Below are 20,110 nucleotides of genomic sequence, written 5' to 3'. Positions count from 1 at the left end.
TGGATTCAACAGCGGGACCAGACTGGGACCCCTTATTGAATCCGCGTACAACAGGCTCAACGGGTCTGCGGCACAAGGGAGATGGCACATATGGCGCAGGTGTCGCAGACATCGCAGGTGGCGGCGGGCGCCGGGAAGTCCGGCCCCGCCGGTCCTCCCAAGGGGTTCCGCAGCGCCGAGCTCGGGTGGCCGCGCCTCGACCTCATCCCGCATCCGCCGCGCCGCCTGCCGCTGATCGGCGACGTCCTGGGCGCCAATGCCCGTACACCCGTGCAGGATTCGATGCGGATCGGCAGCAGTCTGGGGCCGATATTCCGCCGCAAGGCCTTCGGCAAGGAGATCGTCTTCGTCTGGGGCGCCGAACTCGCGGCCGAGCTGGCGGACGAGTCCCGGTTCGCCAAGCATGTCGGCCTCGGCGTGGCCAATCTGCGGCCGGTCGCCGGGGACGGCCTGTTCACCGCGTACAACCACGAGCCCAACTGGCAGCTCGCGCACGACATCCTCGCGCCGGGTTTCAGCCGTGAGGCGATGGCCGGCTACCACCCGCTGATGCTGGACGTCGCCCGGCAGCTGACCGACCACTGGGACGCGCGGGAGAAGGCCGGACGGCCCGTCGACGTGCCCGGCGACATGACGAAACTGACCCTGGAGACGATCGCCCGCACCGGCTTCGGGCACGACTTCGGCTCCTTCGAGCGATCCAGGCCCCACCCCTTCGTGTCGGCCATGGTCGGCACGCTCACCTACGCCCAGCGCCGCAACGTCGTACCGCCCGCGCTCGCCCCGCTGGTGCTGCGCGGCGCCACCCGGCGCAACGCCGCCGACATGGACTTCCTCAACCGCACCGTCGACGACGTGGTGGCCGCACGCCGCGCCGCGTCGGGCCCCGGCGACGGCGATCTGCTCGACCGGATGCTGGAGGTCGCCCACCCCGAGACCGGCGAGCGGCTCTCCGCCGAGAACATCCGGCGCCAGGTCATCACCTTCCTGGTCGCCGGGCACGAGACGACCTCGGGCGCCCTGTCGTTCGCGCTGCACTACCTCGCGCGCTCTCCCGAAGTCCTGGCCCGCGCCCGGGCGGAGGTCGACCAGGTCTGGGGCGACGCGCAGGAGCCCGCGTACGAGCAGGTCGCCAAGCTCCGCTATCTGCGCCGCGTGCTCGACGAGTCGCTGCGGCTGTGGCCGACCGCGCCCGGCTTCTCCCGGCAGGCCCGGCACGACACGACCATCGGCGGCGAACACCCTCTGCGCGAGGGCGCCTGGGCGCTCGTCCTCGCCACGCTGCTCCACCGTGATCCGGCGGCGTGGGGCGAGCGACCCGAGGAGTTCGACCCCGACCGGTTCACCCCTTCGGCGGTACGCGCGCGGCCCGCCCATGTCTTCAAACCGTTCGGCACGGGTGCCAGGGCCTGCATCGGCCGTCAGTTCGCGCTGCACGAGGCGACTTTGGTCCTCGGACTGCTCCTGCGCCGTTACGACCTGCACGCCGATCCCGGCTACCGACTGCGGATCGTCGAGCGCCTCACCCTCATGCCCGAAGGGCTCACGCTGCGCCTCACCCGCCGCGCCAGGGCCGCCTAGGGCTCGATTGTCAGACCCGTGCGCAAGAGTGGAGGGTCCACCGGTGCGAGCCATCGGTCCTTGTGACCCCGCGCAGAGGAGCTCTCGACATGACCAACACGCCGACAGCCGAACTGGCCGCCGCCCAGGCCTGCTTGCGGCTGCTGCACACCGCACGCGCCGCGCTGTCCGGTCCCTCGCCGGCCGCGGCGGCCACGCTGCTCGCAGGACCCATCGCGGAGGCGGACGAAGCCCTGCGCAGGGCAGGCCTGACGGGCAACGAAGCCGAACTCCTGAACAGGATCTACGACCTCGAGCCCGACCGCCCCGATCTCCGGCCGGGCCCCGCCCCGGCTAGTTCGCCCTCGTCGATCCCCTCGGTGCCGTGACGTCCGTGGCCGCGTCGCGTCCCCCGGGGTCCGTCGATCCACTCGGCTCCGCCGACTCCTTCGGCTTCCAGGTGAATTTGTCGCCGCCCACCCAGCGCACCAGATCCGGGTCGTCCACGTCGTGCACGACGAGACCCGCCTGGGCGGCAACCTCCAGGACGTCCACGAGTTCCCTCGCCTCGCCGACCACCTCCCCGTCGAGCTCCACGATGCGGAAGGGTGGTCGGCCGGGGTTGACGCCAAGGACCGTGATCCGGGGGTTCGCCATATACAGATGCGCGCTTTCGGTCATGTCTGCAGGCTTCCACGCCGTGGCTCCGTCATGACCACGATGAGCTGCCCGTTCGGCCGCTCGGGCTACGTACGGACCGCCCCGAGGACCTGACCGGCGCCGCGAAGCGGGCGGCGGCGCGGTTCATCGCCTCCCGGCGCCGCGCCCGTGCTCCACCGTCAGCGGTGCGAAGGCGATCCGGGTCACGGAGCCGTCGTCCGCCCACCGCACCTCCACGGCGTCCGCCGTCGCGCTCACCACGGTCGCCGCGTCGGCCGCGGGCGCGGGGTCCGGCTCCGCGGTGAGCAGGGCGAGCGCCGCGAACACGGCCGTGCCCTCCGCCTCGGCCGTGAGCCGGGGCAGGCGGGCCCACCGGGTGTAGGCCGTGCCCTGCGGTGCGCGCTGTTCGTCCCGGCCGCTCCAGCCGTGCAGGGGGTGGAGCGCGGAGAGCAGGGGCTCCTCGGGCCCCGTCGCCCAGCCCGTATGGGTGACGCGGGCGCCGTGCGGTGCGCCGACGACGCGGTGCACGCGCAGTTCGTGCGGGCCCCTGGCCACGGTGACGCTCTCCACGCGCAGCCCCGGCACCATGGGCGGGCCGCTCACGAAGGCCGGAGTGTGCCGGGACGCGGCCCAGCCCCAGCCGTCGCCCTGCCCCGCGCCCAGCGGTTGGATGCGGGTGCGGGCGCTGCGTATCCCGGCCACCTCCACCGCGAGATGGTTGTCCGCGATGTTCCCGCGTGCCGTGGGGCCGGTGCGGGTGGAATAGGCCTGGCGGGCGTAGAGCGGATCCTCGTGCGCCGCCGACTCGGCCTCGTGCGGGCGCGCGTGGTCACTGCCGTGGTTGTGCAGCCGTACGATCCCGTCGGCCCGGGTGCTCTGTACGAGAAGACCCGGTGCGGGCAGCGCGAGGACCTCGTCGCGGCGCTCGCTGGGGGCGGGTTCCTCCGTGGCGGTCCACAGCGGGTGGCCGGCCGGAGCCAGGAGGCCGACGAACGCCTTGGACGCCCAGTAGGGCGAGGCGGGTCCTGAGTAGGGCTGCAACGTCGCTTCGTGCGGGCCGTGCCAGCCGAGGCCGAGCAGTCCGTCGGGGCCGACGGAGCCGCGGTCCAGGAAGTAGCGCAGGGAGCCGCTGAGGAGGCGGCGCGAGGTGCCGGGCGTCAGGGGCGTGTGGCCGGTGAGCGCGCCCAGCGCCACGGAGGCACCCGCGGCGAAGCGGTAGGTCAGGGAGCGTCCGAAGTGGATCGGGGCGCCGTCACCCCCGAACAGCAGCCCGAAGCTTTCCAGGTATTCGTGCAGGCGGGCGCCGTGCCGGGCCAGTTGTGTTCGGTCGTCCGTCAGGTGGGCGTCGAGCGTGGGGTACAGGTGCAGGGCCCAGCCGTTGTAGTGGTCGAAGGCGCGGCCGTCCCCGTCGGCGTACCAGCCCTGGCCGCGGTTCCAGCTCTCCAGGAGTTCCAGGGCCCGCTCACGCGCACGCGCCGTCTGCGCGTCACCCCGGCCCACCGACTCCAGGAATCCGGCCACGGTGTAGGGGAAGAGGTACCAGTTGTTGGGCGCGGGGACGTGGCGTATCGCGCCGCGCAGCCACTCCTCGGCGCGGTCCTGCACCTCGCTGTCGAGGCGGTCCCACAGCCAGGGGCGGGTCAGCCGCAGGCCGAGTGCGACGGACGCGGATTCCACCATCGGCTGGCCCTGGACGTGGTGGTCCAGGATCACCGGCCAGGACTCGGCGTCGTCACGGCCGGGGGTGCGGGTGCCCGCCGCGAGGCCGCGCGCGTACCGGTCGAGCCAGCCGTGCGGGTCCTTGCCCTCGGCCCCGGCCACCCGGAAGGCGGCGGCGAGCAGCGTACGGGCGTATCCCTCCAGGCCGTCGGAGCGTACGCCCGAGGCGGAGGGCCGCCCCGGCAGGTCGAGCAGGGCGCCCTGCGGGGTCGCCCACTTCCAGGCGGCGCCCAGGAGGCCGTCGGCGGCGGCCTCCCAGTGTGCGCGCGTATAGCCGGTGTGCGGGCTCAGCACCCGGTCCGCTTCGGGCAATTCGATCAGTCCGGGCAGTGCGGGCAGTGCGGGGGTGCTCATGCGAGGAAGGCCAGCCTTTCGCGTCGTACGGCATGGGCGAAACCGTCGCCCGCGGCCCAGCGGCCGAGTTCGGCGACGGCGAGGTCGGCGAGGCGCCCCCACTCGTTGCCCTGCGAACCGGCCAGATGGGGGGTGATCATGACGTGCTCGCACTCCCACAACGGGTGCTCGGGAGGCAGTACTTCGGGGACGGTGACGTCCAGGACGGCACGGATGCGGCCAGCGAGGGCGGCTTCGGTGAGGGCGTCCTGATCGAGCACCGCGCCGCGTGCCGTGTTGATGAGCACCGCCTGATGGCGCATCGCCGCGATCAGTTCCCGGCCGACCAGACCGCGGGTGGCGGGCAGCAGCGGGGTGTGGACGCTGACGACGTCGCTGCCGGCGAACAGTTCGTCGATGCCGACCGGTCGCGCCCCGAGCGCCAGCGCCTCCTCGTCGGAGACGTACGGGTCGTGCAGCAGGAGTTCGAGGTCGTAGGGGCGCAGGAGTTCGATGACGCGGCGGCCGATCATCGAGGCGGAGAGGATGCCGACCGTGCGGCCGTAGTTGCCCACGCCGTGCGAAAGGCCGAGCCAGTCGTCGCGGCGCCGGGTCTCCTTGAACTCCCGTGCGCGCTCCATCACGTTCTTGCCGGTGAGCAGGATCATGGCGACGGTGTACTCCGCGACGGGCAGGGCGTTGGCCGCGGCGGCCGACGACACCTCGATGCCGCGGTCCCAGCACTCCGGAGTGATGTGGCCGCGTACCGACCCGGCGGTGTGGACGACGGCCCGCAGCCGGGGCGCCGCCGCGAGCGCGGCGGCGTCAAGGGGCGGGCAGCCCCAGCCGGTGACCAGGACCTCCACGTCACGGAGCACGGCACGTGCCTCCTCGGTGGTGAAGTCGTCCAGGACGGTGTCCGGCGTCAGCTCGCAGACGTGTCCGAGGGCGGCCAGGGCCGCGGGGCCGATCACGGCCGTGGCCGCGTCCCGCGCCATGGCGAGCGCGGCACGCGGACGGTTGCTGCCGTTCTTCAACAGATTCCCTTTCACATGGCTCACTTGACCGAGCCCGCGGTGAGGCCCGACTTCCAGAAGCGTTGCAGCAGCATGAAGGCGAGGATCAGCGGCAGCACCGCGAGGAGCGAACCCATGATCACCACGGGGTAGTACTCGGGCGAGACGGTGGCCGAGCTGTTCCAGGTGTAGAGGCCCAGGCTCACCGGGTACAGCTTCTGGTCCGAGAGCATCACCATGGGCAGGAAGAAGTTGTTCCAGATGGCGGTGAGCTGGAAGAGGAACACCGTCACGACGCCGGGGCCCAGCATCCGCAGGGAGACACGGAAATAGGTGGTGAGCTCCCCCGCGCCGTCCATCCGGGCCGCTTCGAGCACTTCGTCGGGCACGTAGCCCTGGCTGAAGATCCGCCCCAGATAGACCCCGAACGGGTTGAAGAGGACGGGGATGAACACCGCCCAGAAGGTGTCGACGACGCCCGTGGCCGAGGCCATCAGATACAGCGGGAGGGCGAGCACCGTCTGCGGCACCATCACCGCGGCGAGCACCAGGCCGAAGACCTTCTCCTTGTGCGCGAAGCGGTATTTGTCGAAGGCGTAGCCGCAGGCGACGCTCACCAGGGCGCTGATCGCGGCGCCCAGGACGGCGTACAGGAGGCTGTTGGTGTACCAGCGGCCGTAGAGACCGCCGTCCATCGCGAACAGGTCGCGCAGGTTCTGTACGAAGGAGAAGTCGGTCAGCGAGAAGAAGTTGCTGCTGAATAGCGCGTCCCGGTTCTTGGACGCGGCGAGCACCAGCCACAGGACGGGCAGCAGGGTGTAGAGCACCGCGATGCCGACCACGGTGTTCACGGCGGTGCGGCCCAGGAGGCGGGGGCGGTGCGCGGTGAGGGTGTCGGCGCTCATCGCGCGGCCTCCTTCTGGGAGCGGTTGGTCCAGCGGGTGACGCCGTAGGACAGGGCGACCGTGCACAGGAGCAGGATCACCGAGGCCGCGGCGGCGAGGCCGTAGTTGTTGCGGGTGAAGGCCGCGTCGTAGATGTACATGCTGGGCGAGAAGCGCGAGTTGATCATCGGGGACGACTGGCTGAGCAGCATGGGTTCGGTGAACAGCTGCATCGCCCAGATCAGGGTGAACATCGCGACCATCACGATCGAGGAGCGCACCAGCGGCGCTTTGACCTGGAGCGCGGTGCGCACCGGTCCCGCGCCGTCGACCACGGCGGCCTCGATCACTTCCCGGGGCACGGCCTGCAGGGCCGCGTAGAAGATCACCATGTTGTAGCCGAGGTTGCTCCACAGGGCGATGTTCACGATCGACGGGAGCACGGTGTGCACGCCGAGGAAGTCGATGGTGATGTCGCCTTTGGAGAGCAGGTCGACGACGGGGCTGAGCCCCGGCGTGTAGAGGTACAGCCAGATGAGGGCGGCGATGATGCCGGGCACGGCGTGCGGCAGGAAGAGCCCCAACTGGGCCCAGGCGCGCAGCCGTACGACGCCGGAGTCGAGGAGGAGGGCCAGGGCGAGGGCGCCGAGCACCATGAGCGGGATGTAGATCAGGCAGTAGAGGACGACCGTGCCGAGGCTGCCGAGGAAGGTGGGGTCGGTGAGGACGGCGGTGTAGCTGCGCAGGCCCACGAAGACCGTGCGTTCGGGGCCGAAGCCCAGGCCCGGTTGGTCGTCGCTGAAGAAGCTCAGCCAGACCGCGGTGCCGACGGGTATCAGGAAGACGGCCACCAGCAGGATCAGGAAGGGGGTCATCAGGACGCCGCACGCCATGTGTTCGCGGCGCCGCGCACGCGTACGGGCGCGGCGGGCGGAGACGGGGGCGTCGGGGGTGCGGGTGGCGGGGGCCGGGGGCGCGGTCGTGGTCATCGGGGGTCACCTGCCTCTCTGCTGGTGCTCGTCGCGTTCAGGGGCCCGGGGCGCGCCGGGGAGTTCGGGGGCTTCGGACGCGCCGGGGCGCTCGGCGCGCTCATGTGCTGTGCTCGGTGATGGAGAGGCCGAGGGCCTTGAGGTCCGGCATGGTGCCGTCGTGCGCCGCGCGTACGGCGTCGATGAGCGAGCCCTTGCCGCCGCCCGCGCGGGCGAAGCCGTCCTGCATCACCCGCTGGGTCGCTGTCATCCGCGGTCCCCAGACCCAGCCGTCGCGGATCGTCTCGGCCTGTTCCTCGAAGAGGCGGTAGATGTCCTGGCCCGAGTAGTAGGCGCGGTCGAAGGCCTCGCGGCCCACGGCGACCAGGTCGGGAACGGCCGGGTACTGGCTGCTGGTGCCGCTGGAGAGGCGGGCGCGCAGGGCGTCGGGGTGCGAGACCTGCCACTCGATGAACTCCATGGCGGCTTCCGGCTGCTTGCTGTCCTTGGTGACGGCGAAGGTGGAGCCGCCGTGGGTGCCGACGACGGGCTTGCCGGGGTCCCACTGCGGGAGCGGGGCGATGGCCCACCGGCCCTTCTGGCCCGGTCGCGCGTTCATCTGCGAGCCCGCGTCCCAGGCGCCGGTGAGCCTGGCCAGGATCAGGCCATCGCCGAGCTGTGCGTCGTGGTGCCTGCTCTCGGTGGCGTTGACGAAGAGGAGATCCTCGTCCACGAGCCGCTGCCAGTACGCGGCGACCTCGCGGGTCGGGCGGTCGGTGAGCGAGACGTTCCAGGCGCCCTCGCGGGTGTCGAACCACTGGGCGCCCGCCTGCCAGGCCCACGCGGCGAACTGGGTCCCGCCGTCGGTGGGGAAGACCGCGATGCGCCGCTCGCGGTCCTTGTCCCGCACGGTGCGGGCGGAACGCGCGAACTCGTCCCAGGTGCGCGGGACTTCGACCCCGTACGCGTCGAACAGGTCGGTGCGGTAGTGGAGGACCATCGGCTCCACGTCGAGCGGGACGGAGAAGACCCGCTTCTCGAAGGTGGTGAGGCCCAGAGCCTGCGGCAGCAGCTTGGCGCGCAGCCTCTGGCTCAGCAGCGAGGTGATGTCGCGGGCGACTCCGTCGATGGCGAAGCCGGGGACCTGCGGGTATTCGATGGTGGCGACGTCCGGGGCGTTGCCGGCCCGGGCGGCGTTGCTGAGCTTGGCGTATCCGCCCATGGCACCGGACGGAACCTGCTGGAACTCGACCTGGATACGGTCGTGGGTCTTGTTGAACGCGTCGACCACTTCCTGGCTGCCGCGCAGCGCGGACCAGAAGGTGATGCGTGTGGTGCCGCCCCTGCCGCGTGACGTGCTGCCCGCGCTGCCCGAACAGGCGCTGAGCGCGCCTGTCATGGGTGCTGCGGCTGTCACGGCGAGCAGGGACCGGCGGCTCGGTCGACCAGGCATGGGTGGGCGCCTCCCGCGGCTCTTGTTCGAGACACGGGAATCCTGATCGCATGAACGATGACGGTCAATAGATCGATCAAAAGAAACTAAAGCGGTCAAACGATCCCGACATGCGTGGTGGAGCCCCGGACCTTCAGCTCCGGCAGAAGCTCCGCCCGCTGAGTCGTCACGGCGCCCGGCGCCGCCAACTCCTCCAGCCTGCGCAGCAGAAGCCCGGCCGCCGTGCGTCCCACCTCGTACTTCGGCGGGGACACCGCGGTCAGCGGAGTGCTGCCGAGCGCGGCCACCACATCGTCGTAGGCCACCACCGAGCAGTCCTGCGGCACCCGCATGCCGTGGTCCATCAGCTGCTGCACCAGCATCAGCGCGTCGACGTCGCCGTGCAGCACGGCGCCCGTCGCCCCGTGCTCGCGCAACCGCGCCGCGAGGTCGAGCGGCTCGCGCACCCGGCCGACTCCCGCGTTCGCGGCGCTGAGCATCACGGTCCAGTCCTCGATCTCGGGCCGGGACGCGGCGATCTCGGCGAAGGCGGTGCGCAGCGCACGGGCCGTCGGGCTGTCGTCGCGGGCGGCGAGGACGATGCGCCGGTGGCCGAGCCGGACGAGGTGGTCGACGGCGAGATGGATGCCGTACCAGTGATCGGTGCAGACCGAGTCCATGGTGTGCAGCGCACTGCCCGCACGCGGCCGGCGCTCCATCAGGACCGTGGGCACACCCGACGCGGCCAGCCAGGCGTAGTCCGCCTCCTCTTGTGCGGTGCGCCAGCGCGGCGCGATGAGCAGCCCCTGTATCCCCTCGCCGAGCACCCGCTCGACCAGCGGCCGTTCGGCGCCCTCCACCTGCGGCGCGATATGCAGGGCGACCCGCACCCCGGCCTCGTACAGGACGCTTCTGGCCCCGTGCATCGTCTCGTACAGGTAGGTGTGCCGCTCGGGCACCATCAGCGCCACGGCCCCGCCCCGGGCCACCGGCTCGGCGCCCTGCGCCACCGGCTCGGCCCGCGGGGCGCCGCGCTCCACGGGGCCCACCGACCGCGCGACTCCGTGCCCGCGGCGCAACTTGCCCTCCCGGGCGAGGTCTTCGACGTCCCGCCGCACCGTTATCACGGAGACCTCGAGATCGTCGGCGAGATCACTCAGCCGCGCCTCGCCCCGTGACTCCACGACCGCGAGTATCCGCTGCCGCCTGACGTCCCTCGGCTCCCGCATGCTGCCGACCCCCTCGCGACGTTCCCGCCGGGTGTTCGTTTGAACGTTTCCGCTGGAGGATATCGATCAACGCCCCGCTTGTGTCCAGGCCGGTCGTGTCAAGGGCCGGTCACTGGCGGCTGAGGGCCCGCGTGATGCCCGCCGCCACCGTGGTGACGAGGACCCAGCCCGTGGCGACGAGGAGATAGGAGAACCACTGGTACCAGCCCTCCGGCGCGAACGCCGCCTCCTGCCCGAAGCCGATGATCGGCAGGAGCAGGTCGAGGGTGTAGAAGACCGGGTTGAAGCCGGGCGCCTCGCCGGACTTCAGCGCGGGCGGATGGTGCAGGGCGAAGGCCAGCGAACCGGCGAGCAGCAGGACGAGGAGCCATCCGGCGGCGCGCATCGGCCGGAAGCCGTAGCCGACCGTCACGTCCTGGAGGTGGCCCCACATCCTGGCGTACGGGGGCAGGGTGCGGCGGTGGCGGCGGAGCCGGGCCAGCTGCACGGTGCGCGCGGCGGCCTCGTCGCCCACCGTGCGGTACGCGGCGGCCAACTGCTCGTAGCTCTGCGGGAGATAGCCGGCCGCCTCGCGTTCGAGCAGCGGGAGGCGCTGCGCGGCGGGCAGGTGCGGGGCGAGCCTGTGATAGCCGAGGCCGTCGAGCTTGACCTGGCCCGGCCACACCTCCGGAGGGACGTGCAGCAGGTCCAGCTGGGAGCGGCGCAGGTTCACCGTCCCCTCGATCGGAGCGGCATCCCGCAGCCACAGCTCGCCGATGACGCAGCTGCTGGCCCGCAGTGCCGTGGCGCCGGGGTGGGAGAGGCGGGCGTAGGCGAGATTGACGTGCCGCGGGATGCGGGCGCCGCTGAGGTTGAGCGTGCCGCGGGCGCGCAGCCGCATGGCCCGCAGGTCGGTGCCGACGGTGAGGGTCTCGGCGTGCAGGGCGACGCCGCCGGGAGCGCTCAGTTCGGCGTCGTCGAGGTTGACCTGGCCCCCGACGGTGGCGCCGTTCAGCCGCAGCTGCCCGTGGGCCACCAGACCGACGGCCCATACGTCGGTGCCGACCACGGCGTGGTTCAGCTGCAAGACCGCTTCCGCGGCGGCTTCGGGGCCGGGCGTGTCCGGCGGGGGCGGCGTCCCGTCGGCGGCGGGCGGTGTGCCGAGCTCCGCGCCGTTGGCGAAGAAGGCGCCGGCGATCTGCGCGCCCGCGAGCCGCACGGGGCCCGTTATCCGGCTGCAGGTGATGCGCAGGACCAGCTCGACCCGCAGGGTGCCCGCCGTGAGACCCGGCAGGACCGAGTCGCTCAGCACCAGGGCGCGGACCTGGGCCCCGTACAGGTTCGGGGTCTCCTCGAAGTAGCAGGACCGCAGCCGTACGGGGTGCTCGACCGTGCCGTACATGAGGTTGAGCTGCCCGGTGATCCGCGCGCCCCACAGTTTGAGGCCCGCGATCTCGCCGTCCCGTGTCGGGCCGTCGATCAGCAGGGCGCGCAGCACCTCGGCGCGCACCGTGCGCTCGGGCCCCCAGGACGCACCGGCCCGCGGGTCCTCGTCGGGGCTCTCGCGGAAGTCGACGCCCTCGCCGAGCGCGAACGCCTCCAGGACGCGGACCTCCGCCGGTGTCGCGTCGGTGATCTCCATCAACGGGATGCTGTCGCGGGCGTGTTCGGGCTGTCAACCACGATCCCGGACGCGAGTACCCGGCACCGCCGGGCCCAGTGGAAGGCCGCCGCTCCGCAGCTCGTACCGGTCACCGTCGACGGCTCCGCCTATCTGGTGCCCCGGCGGCCGGCCAAGGCCTACGAGCGCGGCCTGCTGCGCCCCGAGGGCTGACGGGCGGGACGCGCGGGACGGCCGCCGGGCCCGTCCCGCCGCCTCATCGCCTCACCGCACCAGGCGCAGCAGGTGGGCGCAGGCCTCCCCCTCGTCCGCGTGCCGGGCGAGAGGGTGATGCTCTCCGCGTTCGAACGTCCCGGTCTCCCACGCCGCGCCGTCCCCGGTCCTGCGCAGGTAGACGAAGTCGGGGGGCGTGGGGACCGGTTCGTGGACTCCCTCGATCCAGAAGTAGCCGTCGGCGACACCGGCTTCGTGCAGCGCGGCGGGCAGTCCACGGATGTCCACGGGCGTGCTAGCCGTTCGCCGGCTCGAGGTACCCGTGATCGAGGAGCCACTTCACGTTCAGGCGCTGCCCCTCGCCCGGATCCAGGAAGACCGGGTCGAGCTTGACCTGCTGTCCGCCGCCGGGCTGCTCGAACCAGGGGGCGATGCCGCCCTGCCAGGCGTAGAACGGCTTGCTCACCTTGTAGACGCGGTAGTCGCAGGCGACCGCGGCGTCACGGGTGTTGAGATTCTGCGGGGGCAGTGCCCGCTCGGCGTACGAGTCGCCCGCGGGGGCCAGGAACGAGCCGTACTCGGATCCGAAGCGGTCGAGGAGTTCGCCCTTCTCCAGCTCCTCGGGGTGCTTGTCGACCTGGCCGTTGACCGTCTCGAAGCCGTCATTGGGCGGGTACTTCCAGCCGCCCGTTCCGGCGGGGCCCTCCCAGTACTTCTTCAGGAAGGACGACGGCGAGAGGCCGCCCGTGCGCTTCCACCCCTTGAGCAGCGGTCCGACCGGCTCCTGCCACTTCTTGGGGAGCCACTTCGGACCGAGGCGCGCGTCCTTGTGGAACTCGCCGGTGCAGGGCTCGTGCCGCGCCGAGAGCGATGACGGCCCCGCCGACGACGACGCCGACTTCTGATCCGCCTGGCCCGCCGCCGTCGCGGTGGGGGCGGCCGCCATCGCGGTTGCCACGCCCAACGCCGCCAGAACAGTACGGATCCGGATCACAGAACTACGGTCCACTCGCAAACTCCTCGCGTATCCACGGGAAACGAAGAACATCTCGCACACCGTATCCACCCCGTGGCTCAGAGTTATCGCATTCCGTCGCGATGGCCGAAACGGGCGCGCCGGGAGAGCGGACACCCGGCGGATTGCACGCGGGGCGCGGTCTGCCGCGCCGGGTCGACGACCGCCTAAGGGGCCGGAGCCGTGTTCGAACCGTGGCGCGAAACCAACGCCGGGGCAGGGCGTGGCCGGTCTGTCCGTCGGGGGCCGGCCTGTTCTTCCAGGCCGGTCCGTTCTTCCGGTCCCTCTAGGCCGGCCTGTTCAGGTTTCCCTCGCAGTCGGTCCCGCCCGGCGCCTCCAGGGCGGCGGGCATTCCGTCGAGGACGGTGAAACTGCGGTCGAGCCGGGTGATGCGCAGCACCCGCCATACGCGCGGACTGCTGCGCACCAGTCGAAGAGGGCGCCTCCTGGCCGCGGCCTGGCCCTTGATACGCACCAGCATCCGCAACCCGCCGGCGTCCAGAAACGTCACCTGCCGCAGGTCCACCACGACTTCCGTGTCCGGACGGTTCATCAACACCGCTATGCGCGGCGCCAGTTCCTGATCCGCCCAGGCATCGAGTTCGCCCCTGAACGTCAGAATGATCGATCCGTCCACCACACGGTGATGCAGCCCAAAGCCCGGGTCGGGCGTGCCCATGATCCACCCCCTAAAATCACTACACCCCGCATACGAAGAGTTACGACAACGCGAGCGGCGCGGCCCGAAAGCCGGCGCCCGACGCCGCCGGGGTCTAGGGCGGCACCGCGAATGGCACCTACATCTTGCCCGCTCAGGGCCAGTTCATACCTCCGGGGCGCAGCACCGGCCGTTGTGCGGTGCATATTCGCCACTCGTCGGCCGTAGTTACTCTCCGTATTTCATGCGCCGGACGCGGCACCTGGCCGGTCTCGCGTCCGCGGGGCATGGACGCCCGACGCCGCGCCCCGGCGCCCGCCGCCTGTCCCCTTGATCGTGCGGAGGCGAGGCACCACGCTGTCTGCCGTACACCTCCACACGTCACCACCGACACCCGGGAGCGGACATGGCGGCAGGGATGAGCAGCGGGTCCGACGCGGCGCCCGCGGCGGACACCTGGGGCCGACGGGGGTTCATCGGAGCCCTCGCCGCCACCGCTGCCGCCGCTGCCGTCTCCGCACCGGCGCCCGCGTCCGCCTCCGCCCTCTCCACCGTGGCCGCCGCACGGCCGCCACGCCGCACGGGGCAGCTCTTCCTCGGCACCTACACCACCCAGCCCGGCGGTGGCAGCGGCCTCGGCCTGGCGTCGTACGACGAAGCGACCGGGCGCATCACCCGCACCGGCACGCTGACCGGCGTACCCGACCCCTCCTACCTCTGTCTCCATCCCTCGGGCAAGACCCTCTACGCCGTCAATGAGCAGGAGCAGGGCGGCGTGACCGCGATCGCGCTCTCCGCCGCGGGCCCCGAAGTCCTGGGCCGGCGCGGCACCGGCGGCGCCGGCCCCTGCCATCTGTCGGTGCATCCGGGCGGGCGCTGGCTGCTCAGCGCCAACTACGGCTCCGGGAGTGTGGCCGTCCACCCCGTCGAATCCTCCGGCGCGCTGGGCGAGTTGAGCGATCTGGTCACCCACTCCAGTCCGCCGCCCGGTCCGGGACAGGAGGGACCGCACGCCCACCAGATCGTGACCAGTCCGGACGGCGGACATCTCCTCGCCGTCGACCTGGGCAACGACGCCGTCTACAGCTACCGCCTCGACACGAAGAAGGGAAAGCTCCGCCGGGTCTCGTACGCCGTCCTGCGCGCGGGCGCCGGGCCCCGCCACCTCACGTTCCACCCCTCCGGCCGCTTCGCGTACCTGGCCAACGAGCTCGACGACACGGTGGTCGTCTGCGCCTACGACGCGGCGAGCGGGCGGCTGACTCCCGGCGATCCGCAGTCCACCGGCACCGGTGAGGGGACCAGCTATCCGGCGCAGTTGCTCGTCGACCGCGAGGGCACTTTCGCCTTCCTGGCCAACCGCGGCCACAACAGCATCACGCGGTACGCCGTCGAGGACGAAGGCGCCCGGCTGCGGCTGCTCGGCACGGTCCCCGTCGGCGGGGACTTCCCCCGGCACATCGCCTTCTCGCCCTCCCGGCGGCTGCTGTTCGCGGCGAACCAGAAGTCGGGCTCGGTGAGCGTCTTGCGGGTGGAGCGCGACGGACGGCTGAGCCTGACGGGCGAGCCGTTCGCCGCCCCCGCGGCCGTGTGCGTACTGCCCCTCTAGCCGTATGCGCGTCCAGCCGTGTGCGCGCCGCTCCTCCGGGGCGCGCACGACCCGACTCCCCCGCTTCCGCATCCGTACGACGAGGGAAAGGCCGCACCCGCGACATGACTTCGTTCCGTCCCGCCCCCGCCTGGCTTTCCGAGGCCGTCTTCTACCAGATCTATCCGCAGTCCTTCGCCGACTCCGACGGCGACGGCATCGGTGACTTCAACGGCATCACCGCGCATCTGGACCACCTGGCCTGGCTGGGGGTCGACACCGTCTGGATCAACCCCTGCTTCGCCTCGCCGTTCCGCGACGCGGGCTACGACGTCGCCGACTACCTCTCGGTCGCACCCCGCTACGGCACGAGCGACGATCTGGCCGAGCTGGTGGCGCGGGCGAGGCGGCGCGGTATCCGGGTCCTGCTCGACCTGGTGGCCGGGCACACCTCCGACCAGCACCCGTGGTTCACCGCCGCGGCCGACGACCCGGACGACCACCGCTACATCTGGGCGCCCGAAGGCCGCCCGGAGGGGTTCGTGCGGTCGCCGGGGAGCCGTCCCGGCGCGTATCTGCCGAACTTCTTCGAATCCCAGCCCGCCCTCAACTTCGGTTACGCGCGCATGAATCCGGCCGAGCCGTGGCGGCAGCCCGTCGACGCCGAAGGGCCGCGGGCCAACCGGGCCGCACTGCGCGACATCATGGACCACTGGCTGCGTCTGGGCCTCGCCGGTTTCCGCGTCGACATGGCGCACTCCCTCGTCAAGGACGACCCGGACCGCGGCGCGACCGCCGCGGTGTGGACGGAGCTGCGCGGCTGGCTGGATGCCGCTCATCCGGATGCGGTGCTGCTCTCGGAGTGGGGCGATCCGGCCGTGTCGGTGCCCGCCGGGTTCCACGCCGACTTCTTCCTGCAGTTCGGCGGCCCGACCAACGGCGGTCCCCTGCGCTCCCTGTGGAACAACGGCGAGGGCACCGACGACACCCGGTGGGACCCCGTCGACTGCTTCTTCGACCCCAGCGGCAAGGGCTCGGCCCGTACGTTCGTCGAGGCGTGGCGGGCGGCCCGCGCGGCGATCGGCGGGGCCGGGCACATCGCGCTGCCCACCTCCAACCACGACTTCTCGCGCCTCAACTGCGGCCCGCGCACCGCCGAGCAGCTCCCGGCGGCCTTCGCCTTCCAGCTCACCTGGCCCACGCTCCCGGCGATCTACTACGGCGACGAGATCGGCATGCGCTACGTCCCGGGGCTGCCCGACACCGAGGGCAGTGTGCTGGGCCCGCGCTACAACCGGGCGGGCTCGCGCACCCCCATGCAGTGGGACGACAGCGCGAACGCCGGTTTCTCCGGCGCGCCCGCCGACCGTCTCTACCTCCCCGTCGACCCCGACCCGCGACGCCCCGACGTCGCCGCGCAGCGGGCCGACGCCACTTCTCTGCTGCACCTCGTGCGCCGTCTGATCGCCCTGCGCAAGGCCACCCCGGAGCTGGGTCCCGACGGCTCGGTGGAGGTGCTGCACGACGGCTATCCGTTCGTGTACGTCAGGGGCGGGCGCCATCTCGTGGTGATCAATCCGCGCAGCACGCCGGCGGTGTTCACCACCGATGTCGCGGGCGGCGCGAGCCCGCGGGTTCTGGAGGCGCACGGGGTGGTGGCCGGGAGCGGAGCGCTCACCGCGCGGGCATTCGGGTACGGCGTCTTCGAGCTGCGGCCCGCATCGGCCCCTGATTGAGTCCCGGCGGGACAGGTGTCTCATTGGGACATCACAGGTGTACAGTCGGAGACATGAACAAGGCGACGGAATCCGGCGCGGGAACCCCCGCGGCCCGGGAGCTCCCGGCCACGGACCGGAGCGGCGAGGACCGACGACAGCGCAAGGCCCGGCAGACCCGGGAAGCGCTCGCCGACGCGGCCATCGACCTGATCCTGGAGCACGGCCTCGCGGCCGTCACCGTGGAGGCCATCGCCGAGCGGGCCGACGTCACGCGCCGTACCTTCAGCCGCCACTTCGGCGGCAAGGAGGCCGCGGCGCTCGACTTCACCCGCGCCGACGGCGACCGCATCAACGCCGCCCTGCGCGCCCGCCCCGCCGGCGAACCCCCGCTGGCCGCCTATCACGCGGCCGTCCGCGACTGGCTCACCGCCGAAGAGGCGCCGGCCCTGCACCGCAGGGCCCGGCGGCGCGAACTCCTCGCCCTCGTCGACACCGAGCCCGCCCTGTTCGCCGCGTACGAACGCGTCCGGGTCGACGCCCAGGACGAGTCCGTCCGGATCATCGCCGACCGGCTCGGCACCGACCCCGCCGGGGACCAGCGCCCGGCCGTCGTCGTCGGTGCCGCCGCCGGAGTCCTGACCGCCGCCCTGCGCAGCTGGGCGCGCGGCGGGCACGAGTACGACGCAGACCTCGCCGCACATGTGGAGCAGGCCTACGCCGTCCTGACCGGGGAGGCAGCACTCGCCGCCCCCCACATCGGATGAGGAAAGCGAAAAGCACCATGAGCACTACCCCCGCCACCACCGTCCCCGACTACGCCACCGAGTTCGCGGGCAAGACCGCCCTGGTCACCGGCGCCGCCTCCGGCATCGGCCTGGCCACCGCCCGCCGTCTGGGCGCGGGCGGCGCGAACGTCGTCATCGCCGACTACGACGCCGAGGGCGCCCAGAAGGCCGCCGCCGCGCTCCTCGCCGAGGGCGTCAAGGCCGCCGCGGTCGCCGTCGACGTCACCGAGCCCGCGTCGGTCGAGGCCGCCGTGCGGTTCGCCGTCGACACGTTCGGCGGGCTCGACCTCGCGGTCAACAACGCGGGCATCGGTGGGGAGAGCAAGCCCACCGGCGAGTACGACATCGATGTCTACAACCGCGTCGTGCGCACGAACCTCGACGGCGTCTTCTACTCGATGCGCTACGAGCTGCCGGTCCTGGCGGCCGCGGGCGCGGGCGCCATCGTGAACGTCGCCTCGATACTCGGCTCCGTCGGCTTCGCCGGTTCCCCGGCCTACGTCGCCGCGAAGCACGGCGTCGTCGGCCTCACCAAGACCGCCGCCGCCGAGTACGCGGCGCAGGGCATCCGCGTGAACGCCGTCGGCCCCGGCTTCATCGACACCCCGCTGCTGCAGAAGATGAACAAGGACGACTACGACGCGCTCGTCTCCCTGCACCCGGCGGGCCGTCTCGGTCACTCCGAGGAGGTCGCGGAGCTGATCGTGTTCCTGCTCTCGGAGCGGGCCTCCTTCGTCCACGGCAGCTACCACCTGGTGGACGGCGCGTACACCGCCCGCTGACCCCTCCCCTGGTGGCCGCCGGGCCTACGGCTTGGTGAAATTCACGTCCCGGGCCCTCGCGACGATCTCCACCTCGTCGCCGAGGGCCCATTCGGCCACCCTCGACGCCATCGCCGCCGGGACCGCCTCGCTGATGCCCTCGGCGGCCGGGATGTCGTACGTCGCGTGCGCGTCGTGCGGCAGGACGACACGGAAGTCCAGCTCCAGGGCGGTCCGCGCGGTGGCAAGCACGCACATCTCGGACTGCACCCCGCAGACGGCGAGGTCACGCACGCCCGCGTCGGCGAGCAGCCGCGCGAGGCCGGTCTCCTCGAAGCCGTCGTCGACGGTCTTGCGCAGGACCCGCTCGCCCCGGTCGGCGTCCACCGGGAGGTGTATCCGCCAGCCGGGTGTGCCGGGTTCGTCGACGGCTCCCGGCTCGCCGTCGTTCTGGAGCTGGATCACCAGGGCGCCCGCGGCGCGGGCCCGCGTGATCAGGTCGCTGGTCCGGTCGAGGACGCGGGCCGCTGCGGGCACCGCGCCGTCGCCGGTGACGAAGGCGGTCTGCATGTCGACGACGATCAGCGCCTGGACGGGCTTCGGGGCGGACGTGGCGGGATGTGCCGGTTGCTCACTCATGGTCCACCATCCTGCCGTTCGCCATGACCAGGCGTACGTCGCCCAGTGCCGCCACGTCCCGCAGCGGGTCGCCGTGCACCGCGATCAGGTCGGCGCGGTAGCCCGCGGCCAGTTGTCCGACGTGGTCGGCGATGCCCAGCGCGTCCGCGGCCTCCGTGGTCGCCATGTCGATGACGCGGTCGGGCTCGATTCCCAGGTGCTGGTAGAAGCCCAGGCTCTGCGCCAGACCGTCGCAGCCCGCACGCTGGACCCCCGCGTCCGTTCCCGCGATCAGCCGCGCGCCGTGCTCGGCCATCGTGCGGACCTGGTCGAACATCGCCGCGGCCCGTTCGGCGCCGAAGAACATGGGCAGCATCCGCCAGTTCGGGCTCACGGTGGGGCAGACCCGGATGCCCTTGGCGACGATGGCGTCCAGGACGTCCTCGCGCAGGCCGAGACCCTTGCGGTTCATCCAGGTGCAGTGCTCGATGGTGTCGACGCCGGCCATCACGGCGGCCACGATGCCCTCGGTGCCGTGGGCGTGGGCGGCGACCGGCAGACCGGCCCGGTGCGCCTCGCGGACGGCGGCGCGGATCTCGGGGGCGGTGAACTGGGCCTGCCAGGTGGCGGGGCCGCCGCGGGTGAGGCCGCCGCCGGTGGCCATGACCTTGATGACGTCCGCGCCGAGTTCGGCGTTGCGCCGCACCAGGGCCCGGATCTCGCTCTCGCCCTCGACCTCGCCGCCCAGGAACCAGCAGTGGCCGCCTTTCGCGGTCAGCGGGGTGGTGGCGGCGACGATCCGCGGGCCCGGCACCCGGGCCGCGGTGATCGCCTCGCGCAGCCGCAGGGTGAGGCGGCCCCGGTCACCCAGATCGCGCACCGTGGTGACGCCGCTGCGCACGAACAGAAGCGCGCGCTCCTCCATCGCCGCCAGCAGGGTGGTGTCGTTGTGCGCGTCCAGGACCGCGACGGGGTCCTTGCTCGCGTCGAAGACCAGATGGACGTGGGCGTCGATGAGGCCGGGCAGGACGGTGGCATCGGGCAGGGCGTAGCGCTGCGACACGCCGTGTGCCAGGGGCTCGACCTCGGCCCTCGCTCCCGCGGCGACGATGTCCGCGCCCTCGGTGAGCACGGCGCCGTCCATGACGTGCCGGCCGCGCGGCCCGGTCAGAACCCGCCCTGCCGTGATCAGCGTCTGGCTCATCTCTGCCTTTCCGTAACGGAGTTGGAGGAGCCGGCGGTGATGCCGGCCTCCATCGTCCGTCATGGAAGGGGAGATCGTCCGTCATGAGAGGGCACAACGTCCCCCGCGGAAGGGCGGGACGGGATGTTCGCGCGGCGTCCCGCGGGTAC

The 20,110-nt window shown here is 72.2% G+C and carries 19 protein-coding genes and 1 pseudogene; 7 read left to right on the top strand and 13 right to left on the bottom strand.

Annotation, left to right across the window (positions count from 1 at the left end; genetic code table 11):
• Nucleotides 1-90: 90 nt before the first annotated feature.
• A complete protein-coding gene (locus IE226_RS15270) occupies nucleotides 91-1,581 on the top strand; it encodes a cytochrome P450 (protein ID WP_190081736.1) in 1,491 nt (496 codons plus the stop codon).
• Nucleotides 1,582-1,670: 89 nt separating this feature from the next.
• Nucleotides 1,671-1,949, top strand: coding sequence for a hypothetical protein (locus IE226_RS15265; protein ID WP_190081735.1), 279 nt, complete (start codon nucleotides 1,671-1,673; stop codon nucleotides 1,947-1,949).
• Nucleotides 1,950-2,016: 67 nt separating this feature from the next.
• Here the strand turns inward: IE226_RS15265 and IE226_RS15260 are convergent.
• From IE226_RS15260 to IE226_RS15225, 8 genes and pseudogenes are all read right to left on the bottom strand, one after another.
• Nucleotides 2,017-2,241, bottom strand: a pseudogene (locus IE226_RS15260) (hypothetical protein); the annotation flags it as partial.
• A gap of 123 nt (nucleotides 2,242-2,364) precedes the next feature.
• Nucleotides 2,365-4,293, bottom strand: coding sequence for a DUF2264 domain-containing protein (locus IE226_RS15255; protein WP_190081734.1), 1,929 nt, complete (start codon nucleotides 4,291-4,293; stop codon nucleotides 2,365-2,367).
• Nucleotides 4,290-5,270, bottom strand: a complete 981-nt coding sequence (locus IE226_RS15250; RefSeq protein WP_190081848.1) for a hydroxyacid dehydrogenase — start codon at nucleotides 5,268-5,270, stop codon at nucleotides 4,290-4,292. The genes IE226_RS15255 and IE226_RS15250 overlap by 4 nt, the downstream gene beginning before the upstream one ends.
• Before the next feature lie 59 nt (nucleotides 5,271-5,329).
• Nucleotides 5,330-6,193, bottom strand: a complete 864-nt coding sequence (locus IE226_RS15245) for a carbohydrate ABC transporter permease (RefSeq protein ID WP_190081733.1) — start codon at nucleotides 6,191-6,193, stop codon at nucleotides 5,330-5,332.
• Entirely contained in the window at nucleotides 6,190-7,161 is a 972-nt protein-coding gene (locus tag IE226_RS15240; protein WP_190081732.1) for a carbohydrate ABC transporter permease, read from the bottom strand. The genes IE226_RS15245 and IE226_RS15240 overlap by 4 nt, the downstream gene beginning before the upstream one ends.
• Before the next feature lie 100 nt (nucleotides 7,162-7,261).
• The gene (locus IE226_RS15235; protein WP_190081731.1) at nucleotides 7,262-8,593 is read right to left on the bottom strand and encodes an ABC transporter substrate-binding protein; all 1,332 of its coding nucleotides are present in this window, start codon (nucleotides 8,591-8,593) and stop codon (nucleotides 7,262-7,264) included.
• Nucleotides 8,594-8,688: 95 nt separating this feature from the next.
• Nucleotides 8,689-9,801 carry a substrate-binding domain-containing protein gene (locus IE226_RS15230; protein ID WP_190081730.1) on the bottom strand — a complete coding sequence of 371 codons (1,113 nt, stop codon included), beginning with the start codon at nucleotides 9,799-9,801 and terminating at the stop codon, nucleotides 8,689-8,691.
• Between the two features lie 109 nt (nucleotides 9,802-9,910).
• The gene (locus IE226_RS15225; protein ID WP_190081729.1) at nucleotides 9,911-11,422 is read right to left on the bottom strand and encodes a membrane-associated oxidoreductase; all 1,512 of its coding nucleotides are present in this window, start codon (nucleotides 11,420-11,422) and stop codon (nucleotides 9,911-9,913) included.
• Nucleotides 11,423-11,443: 21 nt separating this feature from the next.
• Here IE226_RS15225 and IE226_RS15220 point away from each other — a divergent pair, with 21 nt between their 5' ends.
• Nucleotides 11,444-11,614, top strand: coding sequence for a 50S ribosomal protein L32 (locus IE226_RS15220; protein WP_190081728.1), 171 nt, complete (start codon nucleotides 11,444-11,446; stop codon nucleotides 11,612-11,614).
• 51 nt (nucleotides 11,615-11,665) lie between these two features.
• On the opposite strand, the gene IE226_RS15215 is transcribed toward IE226_RS15220, so the two are convergent.
• The 3 genes from IE226_RS15215 to IE226_RS15205 form a co-directional block, all read right to left on the bottom strand.
• Nucleotides 11,666-11,902, bottom strand: coding sequence for a hypothetical protein (locus tag IE226_RS15215; RefSeq protein ID WP_190081727.1), 237 nt, complete (start codon nucleotides 11,900-11,902; stop codon nucleotides 11,666-11,668).
• Nucleotides 11,903-11,909: 7 nt separating this feature from the next.
• Complete coding sequence (locus IE226_RS15210; RefSeq protein WP_190081847.1) at nucleotides 11,910-12,608, bottom strand: TNT domain-containing protein; 699 nt, start codon at nucleotides 12,606-12,608, stop codon at nucleotides 11,910-11,912.
• A 307-nt stretch (nucleotides 12,609-12,915) separates the two neighbouring features.
• Nucleotides 12,916-13,308 carry an STAS domain-containing protein gene (locus IE226_RS15205; protein WP_190081726.1) on the bottom strand — a complete coding sequence of 131 codons (393 nt, stop codon included), beginning with the start codon at nucleotides 13,306-13,308 and terminating at the stop codon, nucleotides 12,916-12,918.
• 397 nt (nucleotides 13,309-13,705) lie between these two features.
• Here IE226_RS15205 and IE226_RS15200 point away from each other — a divergent pair, with 397 nt between their 5' ends.
• The 4 genes from IE226_RS15200 to IE226_RS15185 all read left to right on the top strand — a co-directional run bounded on the left by IE226_RS15200 (nucleotide 13,706) and on the right by IE226_RS15185 (nucleotide 18,160).
• Nucleotides 13,706-14,896: a lactonase family protein gene (locus IE226_RS15200; protein ID WP_190081725.1), complete on the top strand. Its 1,191-nt coding sequence runs from the start codon at nucleotides 13,706-13,708 to the stop codon at nucleotides 14,894-14,896.
• A gap of 104 nt (nucleotides 14,897-15,000) precedes the next feature.
• Nucleotides 15,001-16,611 (top strand): alpha-amylase family glycosyl hydrolase, encoded by a 1,611-nt coding sequence (locus IE226_RS15195; protein WP_190081724.1) that lies wholly within the window; start codon nucleotides 15,001-15,003, stop codon nucleotides 16,609-16,611.
• 53 nt (nucleotides 16,612-16,664) lie between these two features.
• The gene (locus tag IE226_RS15190; RefSeq protein WP_190081723.1) at nucleotides 16,665-17,357 is read left to right on the top strand and encodes a TetR/AcrR family transcriptional regulator; all 693 of its coding nucleotides are present in this window, start codon (nucleotides 16,665-16,667) and stop codon (nucleotides 17,355-17,357) included.
• Between the two features lie 17 nt (nucleotides 17,358-17,374).
• A complete protein-coding gene (locus IE226_RS15185; protein ID WP_190081722.1) occupies nucleotides 17,375-18,160 on the top strand; it encodes an SDR family NAD(P)-dependent oxidoreductase in 786 nt (261 codons plus the stop codon).
• A gap of 24 nt (nucleotides 18,161-18,184) precedes the next feature.
• On the opposite strand, the gene IE226_RS15180 is transcribed toward IE226_RS15185, so the two are convergent.
• The gene (locus IE226_RS15180) at nucleotides 18,185-18,778 is read right to left on the bottom strand and encodes an isochorismatase family protein (RefSeq protein ID WP_190081721.1); all 594 of its coding nucleotides are present in this window, start codon (nucleotides 18,776-18,778) and stop codon (nucleotides 18,185-18,187) included.
• Nucleotides 18,771-19,961, bottom strand: coding sequence for a metal-dependent hydrolase family protein (locus tag IE226_RS15175; protein WP_190081720.1), 1,191 nt, complete (start codon nucleotides 19,959-19,961; stop codon nucleotides 18,771-18,773). The genes IE226_RS15180 and IE226_RS15175 overlap by 8 nt, the downstream gene beginning before the upstream one ends.
• Nucleotides 19,962-20,110 lie beyond the last annotated feature (149 nt).

This window comes from Streptomyces longisporoflavus, from assembly GCF_014649775.1.
Classification (GTDB): domain Bacteria; phylum Actinomycetota; class Actinomycetes; order Streptomycetales; family Streptomycetaceae; genus Streptomyces; species Streptomyces longisporoflavus.
The sequence above is the reverse complement of the archived record's forward strand: the minus strand, read 5'-3'. Positions and strand labels throughout refer to the sequence as shown.